Annotated in this window: 19 protein-coding genes and 1 pseudogene; 12 read left to right on the forward strand and 8 right to left on the reverse strand. The window is 61.1% G+C overall.

The window, feature by feature from the left end:
• Positions 1-185: 185 nt before the first annotated feature.
• Positions 186-788 (reverse strand): hypothetical protein, encoded by a 603-nt coding sequence (locus HF916_RS08920; protein WP_168788553.1) that lies wholly within the window; start codon positions 786-788, stop codon positions 186-188.
• A 177-nt stretch (positions 789-965) separates the two neighbouring features.
• Here HF916_RS08920 and HF916_RS52000 point away from each other — a divergent pair, with 177 nt between their 5' ends.
• Both HF916_RS52000 and HF916_RS52005 read left to right on the forward strand, forming a co-directional pair.
• Complete coding sequence (locus HF916_RS52000; RefSeq protein WP_206001719.1) at positions 966-1118, forward strand: ATP-binding cassette domain-containing protein; 153 nt, start codon at positions 966-968, stop codon at positions 1116-1118.
• A gap of 198 nt (positions 1119-1316) precedes the next feature.
• Positions 1317-1442 carry an ATP-binding cassette domain-containing protein gene (locus HF916_RS52005; protein WP_431311397.1) on the forward strand — a complete coding sequence of 42 codons (126 nt, stop codon included), beginning with the start codon at positions 1317-1319 and terminating at the stop codon, positions 1440-1442.
• A gap of 76 nt (positions 1443-1518) precedes the next feature.
• Here the strand turns inward: HF916_RS52005 and HF916_RS08930 are convergent, their stop codons facing one another.
• A complete protein-coding gene (locus HF916_RS08930) occupies positions 1519-1782 on the reverse strand; it encodes a hypothetical protein (RefSeq protein ID WP_168787331.1) in 264 nt (87 codons plus the stop codon).
• Positions 1783-1885: 103 nt separating this feature from the next.
• Positions 1886-2350 (reverse strand): cupin domain-containing protein, encoded by a 465-nt coding sequence (locus tag HF916_RS08935; RefSeq protein ID WP_168789085.1) that lies wholly within the window; start codon positions 2348-2350, stop codon positions 1886-1888.
• A 159-nt stretch (positions 2351-2509) separates the two neighbouring features.
• On the opposite strand from HF916_RS08935, the pseudogene HF916_RS50745 reads away from it, so the two are divergent.
• Positions 2510-2779, forward strand: a pseudogene (locus HF916_RS50745) (YncE family protein); the annotation flags it as partial.
• A 55-nt stretch (positions 2780-2834) separates the two neighbouring features.
• Here HF916_RS50745 and HF916_RS08945 read toward each other — a convergent pair.
• Complete coding sequence (locus tag HF916_RS08945) at positions 2835-5462, reverse strand: glycoside hydrolase family 15 protein (protein WP_168788554.1); 2628 nt, start codon at positions 5460-5462, stop codon at positions 2835-2837.
• A 45-nt stretch (positions 5463-5507) separates the two neighbouring features.
• Complete coding sequence (locus tag HF916_RS08950; RefSeq protein ID WP_168788555.1) at positions 5508-6332, reverse strand: poly(3-hydroxybutyrate) depolymerase; 825 nt, start codon at positions 6330-6332, stop codon at positions 5508-5510.
• 771 nt (positions 6333-7103) lie between these two features.
• Here HF916_RS08950 and HF916_RS08960 point away from each other — a divergent pair.
• The 7 genes from HF916_RS08960 (at position 7104) to HF916_RS08990 (ending at position 15046) form a co-directional block, all read left to right on the forward strand.
• Positions 7104-8072, forward strand: coding sequence for an AraC family transcriptional regulator (locus tag HF916_RS08960; protein ID WP_168788556.1), 969 nt, complete (start codon positions 7104-7106; stop codon positions 8070-8072).
• Between the two features lie 272 nt (positions 8073-8344).
• Positions 8345-9403 carry an ABC transporter substrate-binding protein gene (locus tag HF916_RS08965; protein WP_168788557.1) on the forward strand — a complete coding sequence of 353 codons (1059 nt, stop codon included), beginning with the start codon at positions 8345-8347 and terminating at the stop codon, positions 9401-9403.
• Positions 9404-9493: 90 nt separating this feature from the next.
• Positions 9494-10297: an ATP-binding cassette domain-containing protein gene (locus HF916_RS08970; RefSeq protein ID WP_168788558.1), complete on the forward strand. Its 804-nt coding sequence runs from the start codon at positions 9494-9496 to the stop codon at positions 10295-10297.
• Positions 10298-10428: 131 nt separating this feature from the next.
• Positions 10429-11595: a sugar ABC transporter permease gene (locus HF916_RS08975; protein WP_240975195.1), complete on the forward strand. Its 1167-nt coding sequence runs from the start codon at positions 10429-10431 to the stop codon at positions 11593-11595.
• 98 nt (positions 11596-11693) lie between these two features.
• Positions 11694-12422: an SDR family oxidoreductase gene (locus tag HF916_RS08980; RefSeq protein WP_168788560.1), complete on the forward strand. Its 729-nt coding sequence runs from the start codon at positions 11694-11696 to the stop codon at positions 12420-12422.
• 97 nt (positions 12423-12519) lie between these two features.
• Positions 12520-14163, forward strand: coding sequence for an FGGY-family carbohydrate kinase (locus HF916_RS08985; RefSeq protein ID WP_168788561.1), 1644 nt, complete (start codon positions 12520-12522; stop codon positions 14161-14163).
• A 511-nt stretch (positions 14164-14674) separates the two neighbouring features.
• Positions 14675-15046 carry a phage protein NinX family protein gene (locus HF916_RS08990; RefSeq protein WP_168788562.1) on the forward strand — a complete coding sequence of 124 codons (372 nt, stop codon included), beginning with the start codon at positions 14675-14677 and terminating at the stop codon, positions 15044-15046.
• A gap of 225 nt (positions 15047-15271) precedes the next feature.
• On the opposite strand, the gene HF916_RS08995 is transcribed toward HF916_RS08990, so the two are convergent.
• From HF916_RS08995 to HF916_RS09005, 3 genes are all read right to left on the reverse strand, one after another.
• Complete coding sequence (locus HF916_RS08995) at positions 15272-16870, reverse strand: SagB/ThcOx family dehydrogenase (protein WP_168788563.1); 1599 nt, start codon at positions 16868-16870, stop codon at positions 15272-15274.
• A gap of 194 nt (positions 16871-17064) precedes the next feature.
• A complete protein-coding gene (locus HF916_RS09000; protein ID WP_240975196.1) occupies positions 17065-17325 on the reverse strand; it encodes a DUF2513 domain-containing protein in 261 nt (86 codons plus the stop codon).
• A gap of 300 nt (positions 17326-17625) precedes the next feature.
• Positions 17626-17943 carry a hypothetical protein gene (locus HF916_RS09005; RefSeq protein WP_168788564.1) on the reverse strand — a complete coding sequence of 106 codons (318 nt, stop codon included), beginning with the start codon at positions 17941-17943 and terminating at the stop codon, positions 17626-17628.
• A gap of 365 nt (positions 17944-18308) precedes the next feature.
• Between HF916_RS09005 and HF916_RS09010 the strand changes: the two genes are divergently transcribed.
• Together HF916_RS09010 and HF916_RS09015 are read left to right on the forward strand one after the other, a co-directional pair.
• Complete coding sequence (locus tag HF916_RS09010; protein ID WP_168788565.1) at positions 18309-18536, forward strand: hypothetical protein; 228 nt, start codon at positions 18309-18311, stop codon at positions 18534-18536.
• A 153-nt stretch (positions 18537-18689) separates the two neighbouring features.
• A complete protein-coding gene (locus HF916_RS09015) occupies positions 18690-18917 on the forward strand; it encodes a hypothetical protein (protein ID WP_168788566.1) in 228 nt (75 codons plus the stop codon).
• Positions 18918-19456 lie beyond the last annotated feature (539 nt).

The raw sequence follows: 19456 nt of genomic DNA on the forward strand, positions 1-19456 counted from the left end.
CTTCCTTTAATCAGCGGTTGCATCGTTTTCGTCTACGGCTGGCGGATAGACGTCTGTGCCCGTATGTATGAGAGAGCAGAAGACTGTGGCTACGGCCTCAAGTCGTGCCACGCTGTCTTTGGTGGGCTTGTTGTCTGCTTCCCTGTTAGTTGCATTCCAGCCCCCTACCTTGATCCAGCCGGCACCTAAAAAGGCATGAGGTCGGCGAGATGCACCATCGGCATGCGCAACATCTGGTCGAACGATGCCGGCGATGATTGGCAGAACGTGTTGTCAAGCCAGACACGGCATGTTGGCGCTACCGAGACGTCAGCAGGGATCGAGTTCATGTTCGCGTGAGCAAGCTGTTCGAGCGCCGGGATCATCTCGTCAGTAAGTACTCGCTGCCGCCGTGCGATCGCATCCGACATGGCATTGTGTTGGACCGCACCCGGGCAGATCGTTGGGTCGGCGTCGATACCACGGACTTCAAACTTGATGCCGGGGATATCGATCATCGTCTCGAGACCGGTCAGCAGAAGCTCACTGAAATACTGGACGTCGACCGGCCAATCGGCGACCACCGCGATCTCCGCTTCATCGGAAAAGTATTCGGTGAGTGCGGCTTGCGCTTCTTTGCAACTAACTGTCTTGTCCGGCACCCGGCTCGAGTACAGAAAGGGCACCACGTGATCCGCCACCCAAGGCATGTAAGGGAGGCCGCGGTCGCGCTTCGAGACGAGATCGACGGAAAGCAGTTCACCCTTGACGCCGTTAAACTCCGTGTCGAGAAAATATCGAGTCGTCATGTTTCCTTGCTCTGCCCCGTCACTTAGGTTGGGTCAGCTTTGTTATTGATTGGACATTGCTCCTGGATAAGCGCCGGCACAGCCAAAGGATATAGCCCCGTTATGGAGTTCAAGAATGCTTGCAAGCACTTCGCTGGAATCGCTGCGCTGAACGACATCACCTCAACGTTGCTCTAAGTGAAGTGCTGTGTTTGCTGGGGGAATAACGGCGCCGGCAAATCGACCCTGATAAAAATTCTGTCGGGCGTGCATCGTCCGACGTCTGGTGAGGTTTTTGTCGACAACAAAACGCTCGATTTTCGCTCGCCTTGTGATGCGCAGGATCTTTGAATTGCGACGGTTCACCAGTACGCCGGGGTCATATCGTTGATGAGTGTATCCCGCAACTTTTTTCTAGGCGTTGAGCCCACCAAAGGGTGGGGCCCATTGAAGCGTATAGACCACAAGAAAATCGACCGAGTTGCCCTCTAGTAGATGTCTGCGATGGGGATCCGGCGAGTGCGCGACGGTAGCCGGCTCGTCGGCGTAATGTTAGGTGGTGAGAAACAGGCAATGGTGATCGCACGCGCAGTTTACTTCGGGGGTAGGGTACTAATCTTGGATGAGCCAACGTCCGCTCTCGGCGTTAAGGAAGCTGAAATCGGCTGCGGCTGATCCATCAGGCCCGCGCGAGCGGAATGGCCGTTATTCTGACTACTCACAACGTTCATCACGCGTTGTCAGTAGCGGATCATCTGGCGGGCTTGCCCTTGAGATCTATATAAATAACTGGGTGCGGCTTTCCGCGTGCATCGGCTGCACGGCGCGGCGGTAGCTGCTTCCCAAGTCCTGACAGGTTCACGCGGAAGGCCAGCGGTGGCGTGAGCACGTAGCATTCGGCATTCTGACCTGGCTGTCTTTGCTTGCTCCGGTTGGGCTTGCGCAGTGGAGCGGGACCGTTGATCGCTGGATGATTCTGCATGTGTTTGTTCGGGCGTGCCGGGATAGCTTTCATTGCTATCTTCAGGAGGCTGCGAGCGAGACGGACAGGTCCCGGCCGGCACGGAAGCTCGCGGCGATTCTTTGAATGACCACGATAGCCAGATATCGTCGACCCCTCAGGGAACCATCTGCATGTCGCCTGGCGCTTGCGGCGGCAGCTTGATGGACAGGACCTTGAATTCGCCGCTGGTCGGCTTGGACCCCGCATGCACCGTCCCCTTCGGGATAATGATCAGGTCGCCGGTGTGAATCTCGCGTTGTTCGTTACCCAGCCAGAAAGTACCGCTTCCCGAAATCACATACTGGATTTCGTCAGAACCCCTATGCGTATGCCTGGGTACGTTACCGGTCTGCACGGCGACTGTTCCGCTCGGCGTGACGACGAGGCCCTTCGACCGCAGGGTGCCCATGTTCGGAATCTGCGGGCCAAGATCGGCATCGGTTGCGGCGGCCAAGTCGATGATCTGCGCCGTCAGCGGTACGTCCGACGCCTGAGCGTGCGCGGGGGTGCCCAGATGGGACGCAAACATGCCGGCAATGAAGGCGGCAGGCAACGCCGCCAGATAGATGTATCGACGCATAATCTTGTCCCCTTTTTTGAACGGACCTTCGACAGACAGTGCCGAAGTGGCTTGTTCTTTTTTATTGTCGCACCGTCGAGCAGACAGTGGAAAACTAGGGCAACACCTGAGTACGCCCTGACGGCCAATAGTCAGCTTGGTGTCCGACGCCGCCCACTGGTCGCTACGATCCCCGTCGGCAATCTGTCTCATGGCATCTGGCCGTCGGATGACGGCACGCGCGTGTATGTCGGGCTTGAACATGCCGATCAGATGGTCGCGATCGAAACGCTGTCGAACAAGGTGATAGCGACGGTGCCGACCGGCTAGGTCGCGCAGGCGGTGACCTATGTGCCGAACGCGGTGCGGGAAGGCGACGGCGCGCAGAATACGGAGCCATTTGGCCTCGCCGGACAAGCGGCTCGTCTTGCGTTGGCGGGCACGGGCGCGGCTATATATGCCATTGGTGATAGAAGACCAAGGACGCGCGCCGGGCGCGCCCGGCTCACCAACCGACTGTGTCGCTCAAGATGGCGCTGCCCGAGGCCGGCGCATTCAACGTGCGATTGCCCCCGCCCGGCACGTTCTCCCACGTCACGGTGCCGTCAGCGTTCTTACGGTAGTACTTGTATTGAATGCTGCTGCCCGCCGGCAGATTCACAGTGTTGCTCCATACCGGATAGTTGGCGGGGTCCACGGGTAAGCCGAGATCGGTATTCCAGTTACCGAGAGCCTCGGTGCCGCCAGTCACGTACATGTACTGTCCCGGCTGCGTTATCGCATTGACGTTGATGGTGACTGCGGCCTGCCCGCTCACAGGCGCTATCACGCAGTTGCTATAGCGAGCGCACACGATGGACGGAATATCGACGACCTTGCCTGCCTGGATCGACGCCAGCAAGCTGACGTATTCGCCCATCGCCCAGTTGAGCGGCGCAATCGATTTGGTTGGCGCACCGGCCGTGAATCCCTGTGGCGTTATGACTTGCCAGTTGCCGGGCAGCGTTGCAGTCGGCGTCCAGATCTGTTCGGGGATGAAGCCTTCCGGTGTCGCATAGGTTCTGATGGCGTTGAGGTAAGCGGCACCGCTGCTGCCCGTGCCGCTTTGCGCGATGCTGAACATACCTCGCTCGGCGGTAAAGATGGGCCATGCGCGGCCGACGCCGGTGCCGTCGAAGTTGCTGCCGTCGTTGTGTTCGCCGTAGCCGTCGAAGTTATAGCGGAACCAGGCCTGGTTGGCGTTCCTGATTGTCATCGCGAGCACGGCGTCATAGGCGGCGAGCGTGCTGGCGATGGTGGGATCGTTGACCCGTTTCACGCCCATGCGCACCAGTTCGAGAAAGCCGCCGTCGACCACCGCGCGCTCATCCTGCGTGCCGCCGCCGTTTTTCACGAGAAAGCTTTGTCCGGAGTCCGGAAGGAGGATCGGCTCATAGACCTGCGGCCCGCTTCCAGCGTGGCTCATGCTCGACGGATTGATGCGGACGTAATAATGCCCGCCGCTGTAAAAGCCGGTGTTGGTGTAGGTCCAGCGTGTGACGTTCTGTTGCCAGTAGTCGGCGGCGGCGAGATAGCTGCTCGCGCGTGGATTGTCGCCGCTGTCTTCGGCCATGCGCGCGGCGGCCACGAGTCCGGCGATTTCGGCCGCGATGGTGGAGGGCGAATAGCCCGAGTTTTCCTCCCAACGATCCTGATAGGTCCACGGCCCCGTGCTGAGAATATAGTCTGCGGTTAGGCGAATACTCGGCCACAACGCGTTATAGACGCCAGGCCCGAGCCGCCACGCGAGGAGGATCGGCATGGCCTGCTCGTCCATCTGCGTGCCTTGCCAGTACGGCCAGCCGCTCACCCAGGAATTCTGCGGGAAGCGGCCGACGCGGCTGAAACCTTGCGCGCAACCGTTGGCGTTGTATTCGGCGGTGCCGCAGTCGGTCTTCTGTTGCTGCGTGTCGAAGAGATAGTGCACGACGGTGGCGGGCGTGGTGGCGTCGCCGGCCGTAATCAGTGCATTGGCGAATTTGAAGAGATCGCGCGACCACACGAGGTGATAGCCGCCACTGTTGCCGTCGCCCTGCGTTTCGCCCCACGGCGTGCCAATGCCCGCGATCATCGCTCCGTTGCTCTTGTCCTGCATTGTCTTGAGCGTCATCGCGGCGAGGTAGTACTCATTGTCAGCGGTGCCGTTCTGCGTCGAGAGGCCTGCGGTATAGCTGTGCCATCCCGCGTCGTATTTCGTGCGCAGGCCGTCGAGGTTGTCGCCGAGCGTGGCGCTTGCGGTCTGCATCGCGTTGTTCGCGGAGATGCTGTCGAACGACAACACGACGCTGAACGAGATGCTAGTGGCGTTGCCGGTGCCGAGGTCGAGCCAGCCCATCTGCGCGACGTTGCCATTGGTGGCCGACGCATAGGTCCAATCCATCGTTTTGTCCGGTGATGTCCCGCCGAGCAGATCGGTCCATCCGTCGCTCTGCCCGACGAAGCCGTTCGACACCAACGTCGTGCCGTGTTGGACCGTCCACGGTAATGAAGAAGCGAGCGCCGAGTAGCGCGAGTTGCGGTTGCCGACGAGCATCGTCCGGCTATTGCTGGCGGCCGCTGTGAACGCCGTGTTACCCGAGCCGGCATTGTCGAGATGGGGCTTGAACAGCAGATACAGCCTGTGGTCGCTCAAATGTGTGTCGTTGAGCGCCTGGAAAGTCACGCGTTCGATCAGCGAATTGCGTGTGGGGTCGCTATAGATCGTCTTGCTGATCCGCCAGTTGTGGGCGGCATTGCCGGTTGTGACCTGCCAGCTCATTGTGCGCGGATCGGTCTGGGCGGCGGTGTAGGGCGCGAGCTTCTCCTCGTCGACGAAAGTGCCTGCCGCATCGCCGATGAGAAACTGCAGATCGACCGTCTCCGTCGTGTCGAGCACCGGGTAGTACACCTCCGACACGATGCCGCGATAACCCGTGAAATAGATCTGTGAAGCCGGACTCAGCGCCGTTCCGAGAAAGGACTTTTGCGACGGCCCGTGCATCGCCGCCGCGCCCGGATTGCCGAACGCCTCACCGGAAGTCGCGCCGTGAGCGGCGCCGATCAGCAAGACGGTACCGACAGCCGTCGCCGCCCGAAGCAGGGTGTTGAGTTTCATCGCGTGCAACTCCTCGATTCACCACGGTCCCGCGTTTCCGTCCAATCAATGGCTGGCGCACGCGGTCAACTGGACGCTCATGTTGCGGATCGAGCGCATCTGAATGCCTTGCTGGTCGGCAAAGTGATTGTCGGTGTAGGCCCACCAGTCCCAGCACCCATACGGGTTCAGACCGGGGATCGACTGAGCTTGCGGAAACAGCACAACGATCCGGTTGCTATCCGCCCACTGCGTATAGCCCGCATGCCGGACGAACGTCGTGCCGAAGAAGAGGCCGCCGTCCAGCGGCGAGTCGAGCGGCAAGAAGTCCTGGCCCTGCTCGCAGCCGTGCAGCGTGACGTGCAGACTGCACGGCGCTCCGGCGTCGCATTTGCTCGGCGCATAGACCCAGCCGGTGCTGTCCGTGGCCGTCGTCCAGGTGAAACTCGAAGGACGATTGGCTGGCAGATGGTAGGTTTGACCGAAGCGGACGTAGCGTCCTTTGGGTGTCATGGTGACCGGCGACGCGAACGGATCAGGTCCGTAGATCCAGCCGAGTATGGCTTTCGCGCCATCGACCTGGCACTTGCCGATGAACGGCGATTCGCGCTGTATGCACGCCACCCCGTAGTTCAGAGGGGGCGTGACGTGGCCGGCGTCGTCCAGTTCGACCGTCGAGACGCTTTGCGCCGGCACGCCCAGTGCGGCGTAGAACGCTTGCACCTGATTGACCACGGGTCGCGGTACGGTGGCATCGCTCGCGCCGGAGACCGACGTCTGCGCAATATCGATGTTGAGCGCGGGCAACGGCGGATAGGTGTCCGGGTCCGCGAAGGCGCTAGCCGACAGGCTCGACAGCGCAATGGCACAGATAGACAGGATGACTCGCATCACTTGCCTCGCGCTCGGTTGCATTCCCCGATGCGGAATGCTTTGTCGTTAGAACGAAAAGTGGGTCGGCTATTTAAAGCTCGCTGTACTCGCCCTGTTTTTTTCGATGATCTCGTTTCGACAGTCTATTTGGCCGCCGTAGACCGAAGCGAATCGGTCACCACTCTGCATAGCATGGGCGAGGCAAACCGCGTGCGTGGGGAGCGTTAAAACCTTGGGGTTGTAACTCAGATGCACGGCCAAAGAACTCGATGAACTCGACAGCTTCGTTGGACAAAGGTGTCTTTGGCTCCCTGCACCTCGTGAGTCGGTCCATGAGATCGCCGTTGACGAAGGCACATCGGACCTGGGCAAGCAAGATGGACTCCCCGCGGTGACCAGCGCATTTGTTGCCGCTTGCACATACGCTGGTTCAACACCTGATTGACGCAGACTCGGCCGTTGCTGTCGAGATCGGCTTTCCAAGGCGATTTCGTGCGATGCCCGATAAAGCCCTGAGCCGGATGCGGGGGATCTTGACTATCTGTCGGGTGATCGTGCCACAAACGCCGGGCGTTGCAGAGAGCCTCGCGCAGCTTGATTACCGGACCCGCGCAGTGCATAAAAAACAACCCACACTGCCGTACGGACTTACCCGAATGCAATAAAGTATCAGTTCGCCGTCTTATTTTCAGTGGCGAGATATCCGAGGCAGGGCTAGCTTTCTCTCATGGCGGACGCAATACGACGTATGCGGCTGGCAAAAGCAGAATAGGCTGAGGAGGAGGACAGATGCACACGACGCTGGGTGTCACGGCGCGTACCGATGCCGGCCATGCCAAAATCGCCCAGCCGGATCTGGAACTGGTCGCCGTGCCGCGCGATGAGTCGTTCAAGATCTGGTCCCATGGGTATCCCTATCGCACGGTGCGCTGGCATTTCCATCCTGAATACGAAATTCAGCTGATTACGTCGACGACGGGCAAATACTTCGTAGGCGATTACATCGGCAATTTCGCGCCCGGCAATCTCGTGATGGTTGGATCGAATCTGCCGCATAACTGGGTCAGCAATGTGCCGCAGGGCGACCGTGTGGATGAACGCTGTCTTATTCTGCAATTCGATGCAGAGTTCGTTACGCGCGTAATCAAGGTTTTCCCGGAGTGCAAGCGCGTCGAGTTGTTACTCGATGCATCGCGTTGGGGTGTACTGTTCACACCGGAAACGGGCGCGGCTGCTGAACCGATCATGCGCGAGATGCTGGGCGCGAAAGGCATGCGGCGCATCACGTTGTTTCTTGCTTTGCTTGACTTGCTCGTGCAATGCGTCGCGCCGGTGAAGCTGGCGAGTGCAGCTTATTGTGCAGACCCGGCGCGCTACGCGCAGACGCGCATCAATCACGTGCTTTCCTACATTGGCAAGAACCTGTCGCAGGAGTTGCGCGAAACGGAGTTGGCCGGACTCGTGGGACAGAGCGTCAGTGCCTTCTCGCGATACTTCCGTCGGCACACCGGCGTGCCTTTCGTGCAGTATGTGAACCGGCTGCGCATTAATCTCGCGTGTCAATTACTGATGGCGGGTGAACTGAACATCACCGATATCTGCTATCAGGTCGGCTTTAATAACCTGTCGAATTTCAACCGCCAGTTCCTTTCCCTGAAGGACATGTCGCCTTCGCGATGGCGCGCATTTCAACAATTCAATGCTGCCAGTGCTACTGAACCGCCTGACGCCGCCCGTGCCTCGGAAGTGTCCGGCTAGCGTCTACTCTGGAGCCGTTGCACAAGACCGCCCATGACTACCCGACAAACAAAGCCGCAACACCTTCAGCACCTGGAATGGAGATATCGCGCACTACATAGAATATGAAACACGACGCGGCAACTTTCCCATATTCGGGCCAACGCAAGTGAGGCAAGTGATTGGCATTAATCTGGAAGCCGCCAGCAAAGACGAAAAAATGCAAGGAGCTCACTCGCGACACAGACACGACAGCAGCTACGCCGGAATTTTTCTAATAATGGAGACATTCGATGACCCGACTTTCGAACCAACTAATCGGCGCTAGCGCCCTGAGTCTGAGCTTGTTGAGTAACACGGCGGCACTGGCCGCGCCCGGTGGCACGGTCGCCTTTCTGATGCCCGACCAGGCGTCGACCCGCTACGAACAGCACGACTTCCCCGGCTTCAAAACCGAAATGAGCAAGCTCTGCCCCGACTGCAAGGTGCTCTACCAGAATGCCAATGCCGACGTCTCGACGCAGCAGCAGCAGTTCAACTCGGTAATCGCGCAAGGCGCCAAGGTGATCGTCCTCGACCCGGTCGACTCGACAGCCGCCGCGTCGCTGGTCCACATGGCGCAGGGTCAGGGTATCAAGGTTATCGCCTATGACCGGCCCGTGCCCTCGACGCCGGCCAACTACTACGTCTCGTTCGACAACGAAGGTATCGGCAAGGCCATCGCGCAGTCACTCGTCCAGCACCTGAAGGAAACGGGCGTGCCGACCACCAAGGGCGGCGTGCTCGAGGTCAACGGTTCGCCGACCGACGCGGCCGCGGGACTGATCAAGAAGGGTATCCACGCTGGACTGCAGGGGAGCGGCTACAAGACGCTGGCCGAGTACGACACACCGGACTGGGCGCCGCCGAAAGCCCAGCAGTGGGTCAGCGGGCAGATCACGCGCTTCGGCTCCCAGATTGTCGGTGTCGTGGCCGCTAACGACGGCACGGGCGGTGGGGCAGTCGCGGCCTTCAAGGCAGCCGGCGTCAACCCGGTGCCCCCCGTAACCGGCAACGACGCGACGCTCGCGGGATTGCAGTTGATCATCGCGGGCGACGAGTACAACACGATCCTGAAGCCGAGCGAGATCGTCGCTGCCGCAGCGGCGAAGGTGGCCGTCGGCTTCCTTTCCGGCCAGACGCCCAAGGCTGAAACGACGCTCTTCAATACGCCGTCCCAGCTCTTCAAGCCGGCGGTCATCACGGCGAAGAACCTCAAGGCGGAAGTTGTCGACAAAGGGTTCGCGAGCGGCAAGGATCTGTGTACCGATCGCTATGCCGAAGGATGCAAGAAGCTGGGAATCACCTACTGATCCGGCGCATACCCGACGCAATTGCGACGCAATCGCCGCACGGACCCGGCTCGTGCCGGGTCCTTCTACTCTCGATGAGGTATCCGTCCCATGACTGACAACTCCACATCACGATCCAGGCGCGGCGAACTGGTGCTCAGCCTGCGCGGCGTCTCGAAGCACTTCGGAGCGGTCTCGGCTTTGACGGACATCGAACTCGACGTGCATGCCGGCGAAGTGGTCGCCCTGGTGGGCGACAATGGGGCGGGCAAATCGACGCTGGTGAAAGTTCTAGCCGGGGTCCATCAACCCAGCGCCGGCACCATTACCTTCGGCGGCAAGGAGGTCACGCTGTCCGATCCGGGCGCGGCGCTCGATCTCGGCATCGCCACGGTGTTCCAGGACCTGGCGTTGTGCGAAAACCTTGACGTCGTCGCGAACATCTACCTCGGGCGCGAGCTGAATCCGCTGCGCCTCGACGAGGTCGCGATGGAGGTGAAGGCCTGGACGCTGCTGAACGAGCTCTCGGCGCGCATTCCGAGCGTGCGCGACGTGGTCGCGTCGCTCTCGGGCGGCCAGCGCCAGACCGTCGCAATTGCGCGCTCGTTGCTGCTGGATCCGAAGCTGATCATGCTCGACGAGCCGACAGCAGCGCTGGGCGTGGCCCAGACCGCCGAGGTGCTGAATCTGATCGAGCGGGTGCGCGACCGCGGTCACGCGGTGATCATGATCAGCCACAACATGGAGGACGTCCGCGCCGTGGCGGACCGGATCGTGGTGCTGCGGCTGGGCCGCAACAATGGCGTCTTCTATCCCGACTCCTCGAATCAGGAACTTGTGGCGGCGATCACCGGCGCCACCGAGAACGCCGTGTCGCGTCGCGCCGGCCGACGCCAGGCCGAACAGGGCACCTAGACTAAGGAACCATCATGAGCAACGATATTCAAGGCGGCTCGCAGCCTGAACCGCAAGGCGCGCCACAGCCGTCGACGCTGCTCGACCGCAGCGATGTCCGCGTCAAACACGCCACTGGAGTCGGCGGCACCGTGGCCGCCTTCGTCGAGCGGGTGCGCTCGGGCGATCTGGGATCGCTGCCGGTCGTCGCGGGCCTGATCATCATCTGGACCGTGTTCACCAGCCTGAACCCGGTGTTCCTCTCGGCCGACAACCTGGTCAACCTGCTGTTCGACTGCTCGACGGTCGGCGTGATCTCGCTGGGGATCGTCTGCGTGCTGATGGTGGGGCAGATCGACCTGTCGGTAGGTTCGATGAGCGGCTTTGCTTCGGCCCTCGTCGGGATGCTCTGGGTCAACCACGGCTGGCCGGTGCTGTTGGCCATCGTCGCTGCGATCGTCGTCGGTGCGGTGGTCGGCGCCCTGTACGCGTTTCTGCTCAACCGGCTCGGCATGCCGAGCTTCGTCGCGACGCTGGCCGGGTTGCTCGCGATCCTCGGGATGCAACTGTATGTGCTAGGCGCTACCGGGTCGATCAACCTCCCCTATGGTTCGACGATGGTGAACCTCGGGCAACTCATCATCATCCCGGCTGTCGTTTCGTACCTCTTTGCACTGGTGCCAGGTGTCGTGATGCTGGTGATCGGGCTGCGCACGCGTGAGCGCCGGCGAGCATCCAATCTCTCGGCGCCCTCGCTGGGCAGCCTTTTTGTGCGCGCCCTGGCTATCACCGTACTTTTGGAGGCTGTGGTTGCCTACCTCAACCAGGGACGTGGCGTTCCACTGATGTTCGGTATCTTTCTCGGCCTCTCGGTCGCGATGGACTATGCGCTCAAGAGGACGCGCTGGGGCCGATCGATGAACGCGGTCGGCGGCAATCACGAGGCCGCGAGACGCGCCGGTATCAATGTCGGCGCCATCTACACCAGCGCCTTCGTACTGTGCGCCAGTCTCGCCGCACTCGGCGGCGTGCTGACCGCGGCACGGCTCGCCTCGGCCAGTCAGCAGGCCGGCACCGGCGACGTGAACCTGAACGCCATTGCAGCGGCCGTGATCGGCGGCACCAGCCTGTTCGGCGGCCGAGGCAGCGCGTATTCGGCAGTGCTGGGCATTATCGTGATCCAGTCGATCGCCAGCGGCCTGACGCTGCTGAACCTGTCGTCCTCGCTGCGCTTCATGATCACCGGCGCGGTGCTGGCGATCGCGGTGATCGTCGACTCGCTTGCCCGGCAGTCTCGCGTCTCGCACGGTCGCGCGTAATTCGAGCAATCCAGCAATGATCTTGCACGGGACCGTAGTTGCTTGGGGCCGGAGTAAGCGCTAAAGCGCTCACTGCGGTCGACACAGGAGACCAGTCAATGAGTGAATCCATGAAGGGAAAAGTAGCCGCCATCACGGGCGCGGCATCGGGCATCGGCCTGGAGTGCGCGCGCACCCTGGTCGCGGAAGGCGCCAAGGTCGTTCTGATCGACCGTGCGAAGGAGAGGCTCGCGCAACTGTGCGCAGAACTGGGGCCAAACGCACTGCCGCTGGCCGTGGATCTGTTGCAGCCGTCGGAAGTATCCGGGATGGTACCGAGAATCCTCGAGCTGGCAGGTGGCCTCGACATCTTCCATGCCAACGCCGGCGCCTACGTCGGCGGCGATGTTGTGGACGGAAACCCGGACGAGTGGGATCGCGTACTGAACCTGAACGTCAATGCCGCGTTCCGATCGGTCCATGCCGTGCTGCCGCACATGGTCGCGCAGAAATCGGGTGACATCATCTTTACCAGTTCCATTGCGGGCATCGTCCCGGTTGTGTGGGAGCCGATCTACACCGCGTCCAAATTTGCGGTGCAGGCCTTCGTCCACACGACCCGACGCCAGCTCTCCAAGCATGGTGTGCGGGTCGGCGCGGTAGCCCCGGGCCCGGTTGTCACGGCGCTGCTCGACGACTGGCCGAAAGCGAAGATGGACGAAGCGCTCGCTTCGGGCAGCCTGATGCAGGCCAGGGAGGTCGCCGATGCGGTGCTCTTCATGCTGACGCGGCCGCGCAACGTGACCATCCGCGATCTCGTGATTCTTCCCAACAACGTCGATCTCTGAAACGCGTGCCAGACGCGGGCGCGCTGGCGTGGCTCGCCGTCAACGTGAAACGCCTCCCCGAAAAGGCAATGAGCAGCCAGTCAACAGGCAGCGAGCTATGACCTCAGAAAACCCGACCTCCAGCGCGACAGGCAGCACGCGCGATGCGCGCTATGTCATCGGCGTGGATGTGGGCACGGGCAGCGCCCGGGCCGGAATCTTCGACATTGCCGGTCGCATGGTCGCCTCGGCCAAGCGCGACATCACGCTGTTCCATGCGAGCGGCTCCATCGTCGAACAGTCGAGCAGCGAAATCTGGAACGCCGTCTGCGATTCCGTGGAGGATGCGCTGTCGCAGGCCGTCGTCTCACCCGCTCAGGTCGCCGGCATCGGCTTCGACGCCACCTGCTCGCTCGTCGTACTGGGCAAGGGCGGCCAGCCCCTGCCGGTGGGCCCTTCCGAGCAAACAGAGCGCGACATCATCGTCTGGATGGACCACCGCGCCGTTGCACAGGCGGAGCGCATCAATACGACCGGCCACGAGGTGCTGAAGTTTGTCGGCGGCAAGATCTCGCCGGAAATGGAGACACCGAAGCTGCTGTGGCTCCTCGAGAACAGGCCGGGCGTCTTTGAGGCGGCGTGGCAGTTTTTCGACCTGACCGACTTCCTGACCTGGCGCGCGACCGGGGATCTGTCGAGATCCACCTGCACGGTCACTTGCAAATGGACTTACCTGGCGCACGAGCGGCGCTGGGACGAGAGTTACTTTCGGAGCGTCGGCCTCGGCGTGCTGGCGGACGAGGCCTTTGCGCGCATCGGCCAGACCGTCGTCGACCCGGGAACGCCGTTGGGCAGCGGACTGACCGCAGACGCCGCCGCGCAGCTCGGCCTGCGAACCGGAACGCCGGTCGCCACCGGCGTGATCGATGCCCATGCCGGGGGGATCGGCACGGTCGGCGCCGACGGCGAGCCCGAGTCCTGCCTCGCCTACGTCTTCGGCACCTCGTCGTGCACGATGACCACGACCCGCAGTCCGGTCTTCGTGCCCGGCGTGTGGGGGCCTTATTTTTCGGCGATGGTGCCGGACGTGTGGCTCAACGAGGGCGGCCAATCGGTAGCGGGCGCGGCGATCGAACGACTGCTTTCGATGCACCCCGCAGCCCCGGACGCCAGACGTCGAGCAGAGCACGAGGGCCACCCGCTGCCGGTGATGCTCGCCGGTCTCGCGGTGCAGGCGGCGGACAGCCTGTCGGAGGCGGCGTTGCTGGCCGACGGCCTGCATGTCGTCCCGGAGTTCCTGGGAAACCGCGCCCCGCTGGCCGACCCCCACGCAAGAGCCGTGATTGCGGGCCTTGGAATGGAGGACGACCTGAACAGTCTGGTCGCGCTCTACATTGCCGGCATTTGCAGCATCGGTTACGGCCTTCGCCAGATCATCGAAGCGCAAGCGATGGCGGGTGCACCGATCGAGCGGGTGGTGATCAGCGGCGGCGCGGGGCGACTCGATCTCGTTCGGCAACTGCTTGCCGATGCGACGGGAAAACCCGTGCTTGCGACGCAGGCGGAAGAGCCCGTGTTACTGGGCGCGGCGATCCTGGGCGGCGTGGCTGGCGGCCTGTTCGACGACGTGCGCTCGGGGATGGCCAGAATGTCGCAGATCTGTAGGATCTACGAGTCGGACACGGGTGACATTGCGGCACTGCACGAGGCGCGGTTTCGCGCCTTCAGGCAGTTGCAGACCGTGGCCAGGGAAATTCGCTAGGCCCGACGATCAGCCCACGTTTGCCAGAGAGATCAATGATTGAATTCATGTCGCCGCTTCCGGATGGTGAAGGACCGAGACGGGCTCGATCGTGTCCCATCTGTAGGTCCCTTATACATTCAATTCCGGACAGTAAAGCGATCAGTGCGATGGGCAGTTGTGGATCGATCAGCGAACTTTGCCACAGACGGCAACCGGCCAGTACCATCCTGTTGGCAATGGTGTCGGGAAGCGGCGTCGATGTCAGGCGATCCGTCGAGCGGGAAGTTTTCGGCCCATCGACGGACCCAGAGCAGGCGCAACCGATCATTGAGCACGAGCAAAAACGAGATCAGTTCTATCGTTGATTCAGTTGTCGAACAGTGGATCGCTCAGGTCGGGCGGCCTGCGGGATCGCGGCCCAGGCACTGTCGGGGAGTGGTTGGCGGCTCGGAGATTGTGATCTGGCAGCGGCTATGCGTTGCTATGTCGTTAGGAAGTTCGGCTAGGCAGTGCCCGATGGAGAGAGCCTGTGAAGACAAGTAATCTGGAAGCTGCGCAACTCGATTACTGGGTTGCCAGAGCGGAAGGCCTATCAAACCCAAGGGTGGAGGATGGCCTGTGCTGGGTGGCGTATATTGATTGCGACAACAAACAAGGGAAGTCTGTCGAGATTGATGCAGCCTTTTCGCCGTCGACGGACTGGGCTCAGGCCGGGCCGATCATCGAACGCGAAGACTACTGTCTGCCCCGGGTCAACACTAATGCTGGCGCACTACACCATGGCGGTTACGCAGCATCCACACCGGCGGGTTTTTGCTTCTACGGAAACACTCCGCTGATCGCAGCCATGCGTGCCTATGTTGCAGACAAGTTCGGCGAGGAAGTACCTGACGAGATCTAGGCATTTTTCCTGCCGAAGGTTGTGCATCCACTGGGAGAGAGTCGTGACATTCCAGGCGTTCAAACCGCGGTTGGCGATGCTACTGCGCGATCAGCCACGCGGCCCGGCCTGGTCATTTGGTTCGCCGCGCATTGATAAGGAAAACGAGGACTATGGGTGACTTTCAATCGCCGGGCGCTCGTCGGAAATATCGCCTCACCACGATCGGGAGGTGAGGCTCTTGCTTCAAGGCTGAACCTCATACGGTGGACATGTGGACAGGCGCTGATCGTCTATCGCACGGCCGACGGTGAAGTGATACAGGCTTTGCCAGGTGTGATCCTCTACACCGAGCAGTGCGTGCATTTCATCATCAAAAAAGCAGCCAATCCCTGTCGCGCGCACGCCGGCGGCTTCGGCTTCGAGATAGAGCGCCTGGCCAAGAATGCCGCATTCCCAGAACAGATGGCGATAACGCCATGGCTGCTTCAACGCGATTCCGAATTCCGCGATCATCCCCAACGCAAAGCAGGCATCGGCGCCGATATCCTGGTGACAACACATCAACTTTGCCGTGGCGCGCAAATCGTAAGGCAACAGAAAATAGAGCGGCAGATGATCGGGGCCGGTCTTTTGCCACAGCCATTCTGGACGTAGAGACCGCTTGAGATCCGGCAGCGCGCCCGGATTTCTCACGAACATATACAGGCCAGGCTCCAGGTCGCCCACGCGGTGCACCATTAGCGCTGCATGCACTGCAGCAGGAGACATCAGCGCGTTCCACGGCGGCGTATCATGACGTGGCAACAGGCACGCCAGCATGCTGAAAAACGCCGCCTTGGCGATGCACGTCGTACCGTCGAAATTCACCGCGCTGCGGCGCTGCCGAGCGATCCGGGCAAAGCTGAGGTCAAGGGCGGGCGACGCGGGCGACGGGTGCTCTTCCGGATTCGGCAAGGTCGGTTCGCGCGAACGGGGCTTATGCGTGGCGAGATGGATAGAATCGATATCCGGCCACTTCACATGTCCCGGACTCAGCTGATTCGCGCGTCCGTGCCACTGTGCGCTATCCAGGACGATCAGCATGCGCTCAAGAGCAGGCCGCAATGCAGGGTTGCCGATCCAGAGCAAGACATCCGGCACCTCTGCTTCTGCCTTCCCGAAATCTTCTCCGCGGTTCAATCCAAGCAGGTTGGCCACTGCGTCGTCCGCAGCCGCCTCCATCAGCCGCGTCTGCCAGCCAAGCGCTGCCGCTGCGTAACTCACCGCGGCGATGACATGGCCGCAATCGTGCTGGCAGTAGCGCCAGGCGCGCATGCCGTATTTCCACGCCTCGCGCCAGGGGATCGAGCTTATGCCGACCAGGACGCCACTTGGCGGGAACGCCTCGCTCCATCGCTCGTCATTAACGGCAGCGCGACATTCGAGGGAATGGTCCCGGCTCAGGTAATGGTAGACCCCACCGGACAAGCCGGGCAGAGTCGGACACAGAAGATAGCCCTCGGTCGGATGGAGATTTCCGCTCGAAGGGTTGCAGCGCAGAGCCCACCGCTGGGCGCCGTAGGATTTCCACGCCGACAGGCCGAGCGAAAGTTCGAACAGGATTGCCAGACTGGAAAGATCGAATCTGCGCGCGGGTGGCAAAGCGCCGCAGCGCAGTTCGTTGTAGCGTGTAGTCAGGCTATCCGCAGCTAACGGCAGACCAATGCGCGGTGCGCCGTCAAACACCCGGAACGGATTCGGTTGGGTTGCCCAGTCGAGTTTCCCGGGGCCGGGGGCATAGCCGCTGAGGCGATGCTTGCTGCGCTCGTGATATTCAAACATCGCATGCTTTAACTGGTCCATATTCCCCTCAGACCAGGAGTATCCGCACATGCCGCTGTACAAAGCCGGCTGGCTGGACGTTGGGGCGCGGCCGTCATCAAGTCGTGGAATCGAACGCGCTTCGGCAAACTGCTATTGCGTTCCGCGCCTGCTGTGCGATGCCCCGGCAATCGGGTTTTCTTCGCGAAAGCCGGGGGATGTTTCCAGCGCTTAGGTCACCCTTCAGGCGCCTTCGAAGATTTCGGGACCGCCGACTTCAAAAACTCGTGACCATCCCAGCTTAGCCGCCAATCGCTACCCGTCGAGCGGACGAGATTTGCGTCGGACAGCAGGTTCAACTGATACCACACACCCCGGTTCGAAACATCGAACGCATCCTTGAGCGCGCTTTCAATGTCAAATTCGCTGAGGTGCGGGGATTTGTTTTCCTCGAGAGTCTTCAGTATTGCGAATGCCAGATTCATATCGCGTTTCACGATCCCCCCTGTCGCGGATAGGACATACATCGAAACGGCGCCACGGATACAACATCCGCGCAATCCGGTACGGATAAGGGTACATCGATAGAAGATGTCTCATTGTCCTCCGGAAGTAGTCTTTGGGGCGCAGGCATCGAAGTACACGGCGAGTCCCGTCTTCTCGCCGGTGCGGGGCGCTGATTGCAGAGCTGACCGGCGGCGCCGCAATCGATGTGATTCCGGGTTCCCAACAGGGTCATGCTACGGTCCTAACGCGTAGGGCAAATTTCAACATCAGTCGCGAGCGCTGCCTGGGATTCAACGCCTCGGTCCCCTCATGCCCTCGTTTTCCATCGCGGCATTCCGCTCTTCGGAGGCTTCAATGGGTTCCATGGTCTCGTCGATCGAAGCTGTCGCGCGTTCTGTGGCCGCTTTCGTTTCGTCCACGGCGGAACCGAGTCCTCCGTCGTCGTCGCTCGGCGGCTCCAGCATGTCTCGAAGCATGGCCTCCAACTCCGGCGTGTCCCACGGCGCGCCGTGCTGCTCTTTTTTCTTTATGTAGTGCCTGACTTCTGCGTCCTGCTCCGGCGTCAGGGGAAGACCGCGAAATGTGCTTTGGGGGGTAGCGTCGGTCATGGTATTGCTCCGGAATTTGTCCCATTTTGAGTGTAGCCCTGTTGTGGCCAGCGAGCCTCAACTTTTGGTCTGTGCTTGGGCTGATCCGTCCATTCGCATCGGCTCGTCCAGCGAGCAGACGCTGCTGTCGGCACAGATACGAGCTCGGGCGCTTTGCGCGATTGCTACTGATAGTGGCACCGTGCAAACAAGCCCCGGGCGTGACAACGTCACGCGATGACATGGTTCAGCGCAGGGGCCTTACGCAGAAGGGACATATCTCGAACGTAGCTTTGCGTCTTTACGGCACGTGCAGGCGGTTTCGACCGCTTATGGCGATACGCACCGATGCAAATTGCGACGGGTCATGAAGGATGGCAGCAACTATGACAAAACTCTCCGGACAGTTTTCCATCGAGCGCGTGCACCAAAGCTGCACGCTGGTGATTCCCGACTGCGACTGGATCGAACCAGATAAGCGCATCGCATTCGGCTTTCACAACCTGAGCCGCCGCTACGACGCACTTGGGCACTGCGTCGCCCGCAACAAAGGATCAGTGCCCCGACACGATCGCACGGCCCGCATGTGTTTTTCGCCCGGAGTCAGCCACTGATCGACGGTACGAGTTGGCAGAGTGGCCGGACTCGGCAGTTCGCCCGACGCAGCGATCCAGACTTATACTTGCGTGAAACCGCCGTCCAGGCCGCAGCGATAACCTCGACGATGCGGCAACGATCGATTTCGCCAGATCAAAGGGGCATTAGTTATGGAGTGGATGGACGCGCGACCCGTAGTGCCGGGCTACTACTGGGTGCGATTTACGGACGACCGGACGCCGAAGCAGACCATCGGAGAGGTCGCGGAAGTGCCCGGGAACGGTTCACGGCAGTTAGTCGTGATCCTTCTGGGCGACGATGAAATATTGGAACTGGACGACTCGTTCTTCGACCGCGCACTGTTTGCCGGACCAATGGAACCGCCGTCGATGGAGTGACCGCCGTAGCCGGTTGCCGAGTCTGAAGCGAGGCGGGTTATCGCTCTTTGAATGGATCTGTGGATTCAGCCTTGCGCGGCGTGCACTGACCTTTGCGGCCAGATGCCGCCACAAACCCGTACGACGAGATGACGCTTAATGGTGTTGGCAACGTGAAGCATGCGCGCATCGGGGAGCACTGCACCTGCGAGCGCTGCTGCGGCGTATTTGCGCGCACTCGCCGGGCCGCCGACGCGACAAGTCTGGATGTTGCTGAACGCGAGGCAGCACTGATTCACCTGCGACGGAGAGCCGGCGTACGGATAGCTCCTTCATGCCAGCATTCCTCGAAAATCCCGATGTAAACCTTCATGGCCAGCCACAATTTCTCGTACAACGAGGTCAACTACATCGTTTAGGTAACCGAACAAAAGAACGACCGGTGGGACTGGGCATACATGTTGACCAAACCGCCCATCTACTGGGAAAAACCCGCAGACGCCTGCGGGAACTCCGGAGCAGGCGATCGAACGGCCCTCGTTTCGACGCGGGGCGCCGCA

This window comes from Paraburkholderia aromaticivorans (assembly GCF_012689525.1).
In the GTDB taxonomy this organism is placed as follows: domain Bacteria; phylum Pseudomonadota; class Gammaproteobacteria; order Burkholderiales; family Burkholderiaceae; genus Paraburkholderia; species Paraburkholderia aromaticivorans_A.

What these genes read in the sequence shown, in the direction of transcription:
- HF916_RS08950 (WP_168788555.1), bottom strand. Translation starts at nt 6,332, where the DNA reads ATGCGAGTCATCCTGTCTATCTGTGCCATTGCGCTGTCGAGCCTGTCG.
- HF916_RS08960 (WP_168788556.1), top strand. Translation starts at nt 7,104, where the DNA reads ATGCACACGACGCTGGGTGTCACGGCGCGTACCGATGCCGGCCATGCC.
- HF916_RS08965 (WP_168788557.1), top strand. Translation starts at nt 8,345, where the DNA reads ATGACCCGACTTTCGAACCAACTAATCGGCGCTAGCGCCCTGAGTCTG.
- HF916_RS08920 (WP_168788553.1), bottom strand. Translation starts at nt 788, where the DNA reads ATGACGACTCGATATTTTCTCGACACGGAGTTTAACGGCGTCAAGGGT.
- HF916_RS09005 (WP_168788564.1), bottom strand. Translation starts at nt 17,943, where the DNA reads ATGACCGACGCTACCCCCCAAAGCACATTTCGCGGTCTTCCCCTGACG.
- HF916_RS09010 (WP_168788565.1), top strand. Translation starts at nt 18,309, where the DNA reads ATGACAAAACTCTCCGGACAGTTTTCCATCGAGCGCGTGCACCAAAGC.
- HF916_RS08995 (WP_168788563.1), bottom strand. Translation starts at nt 16,870, where the DNA reads ATGGACCAGTTAAAGCATGCGATGTTTGAATATCACGAGCGCAGCAAG.
- HF916_RS09015 (WP_168788566.1), top strand. Translation starts at nt 18,690, where the DNA reads ATGGAGTGGATGGACGCGCGACCCGTAGTGCCGGGCTACTACTGGGTG.
- HF916_RS08930 (WP_168787331.1), bottom strand. Translation starts at nt 1,782, where the DNA reads ATGAAAGCTATCCCGGCACGCCCGAACAAACACATGCAGAATCATCCA.
- HF916_RS08935 (WP_168789085.1), bottom strand. Translation starts at nt 2,350, where the DNA reads ATGCGTCGATACATCTATCTGGCGGCGTTGCCTGCCGCCTTCATTGCC.
- HF916_RS52005 (WP_431311397.1), top strand. Translation starts at nt 1,317, where the DNA reads ATGTTAGGTGGTGAGAAACAGGCAATGGTGATCGCACGCGCAGTTTAC.
- HF916_RS08980 (WP_168788560.1), top strand. Translation starts at nt 11,694, where the DNA reads ATGAGTGAATCCATGAAGGGAAAAGTAGCCGCCATCACGGGCGCGGCA.
- HF916_RS08985 (WP_168788561.1), top strand. Translation starts at nt 12,520, where the DNA reads ATGACCTCAGAAAACCCGACCTCCAGCGCGACAGGCAGCACGCGCGAT.
- HF916_RS08970 (WP_168788558.1), top strand. Translation starts at nt 9,494, where the DNA reads ATGACTGACAACTCCACATCACGATCCAGGCGCGGCGAACTGGTGCTC.
- HF916_RS08945 (WP_168788554.1), bottom strand. Translation starts at nt 5,462, where the DNA reads ATGAAACTCAACACCCTGCTTCGGGCGGCGACGGCTGTCGGTACCGTC.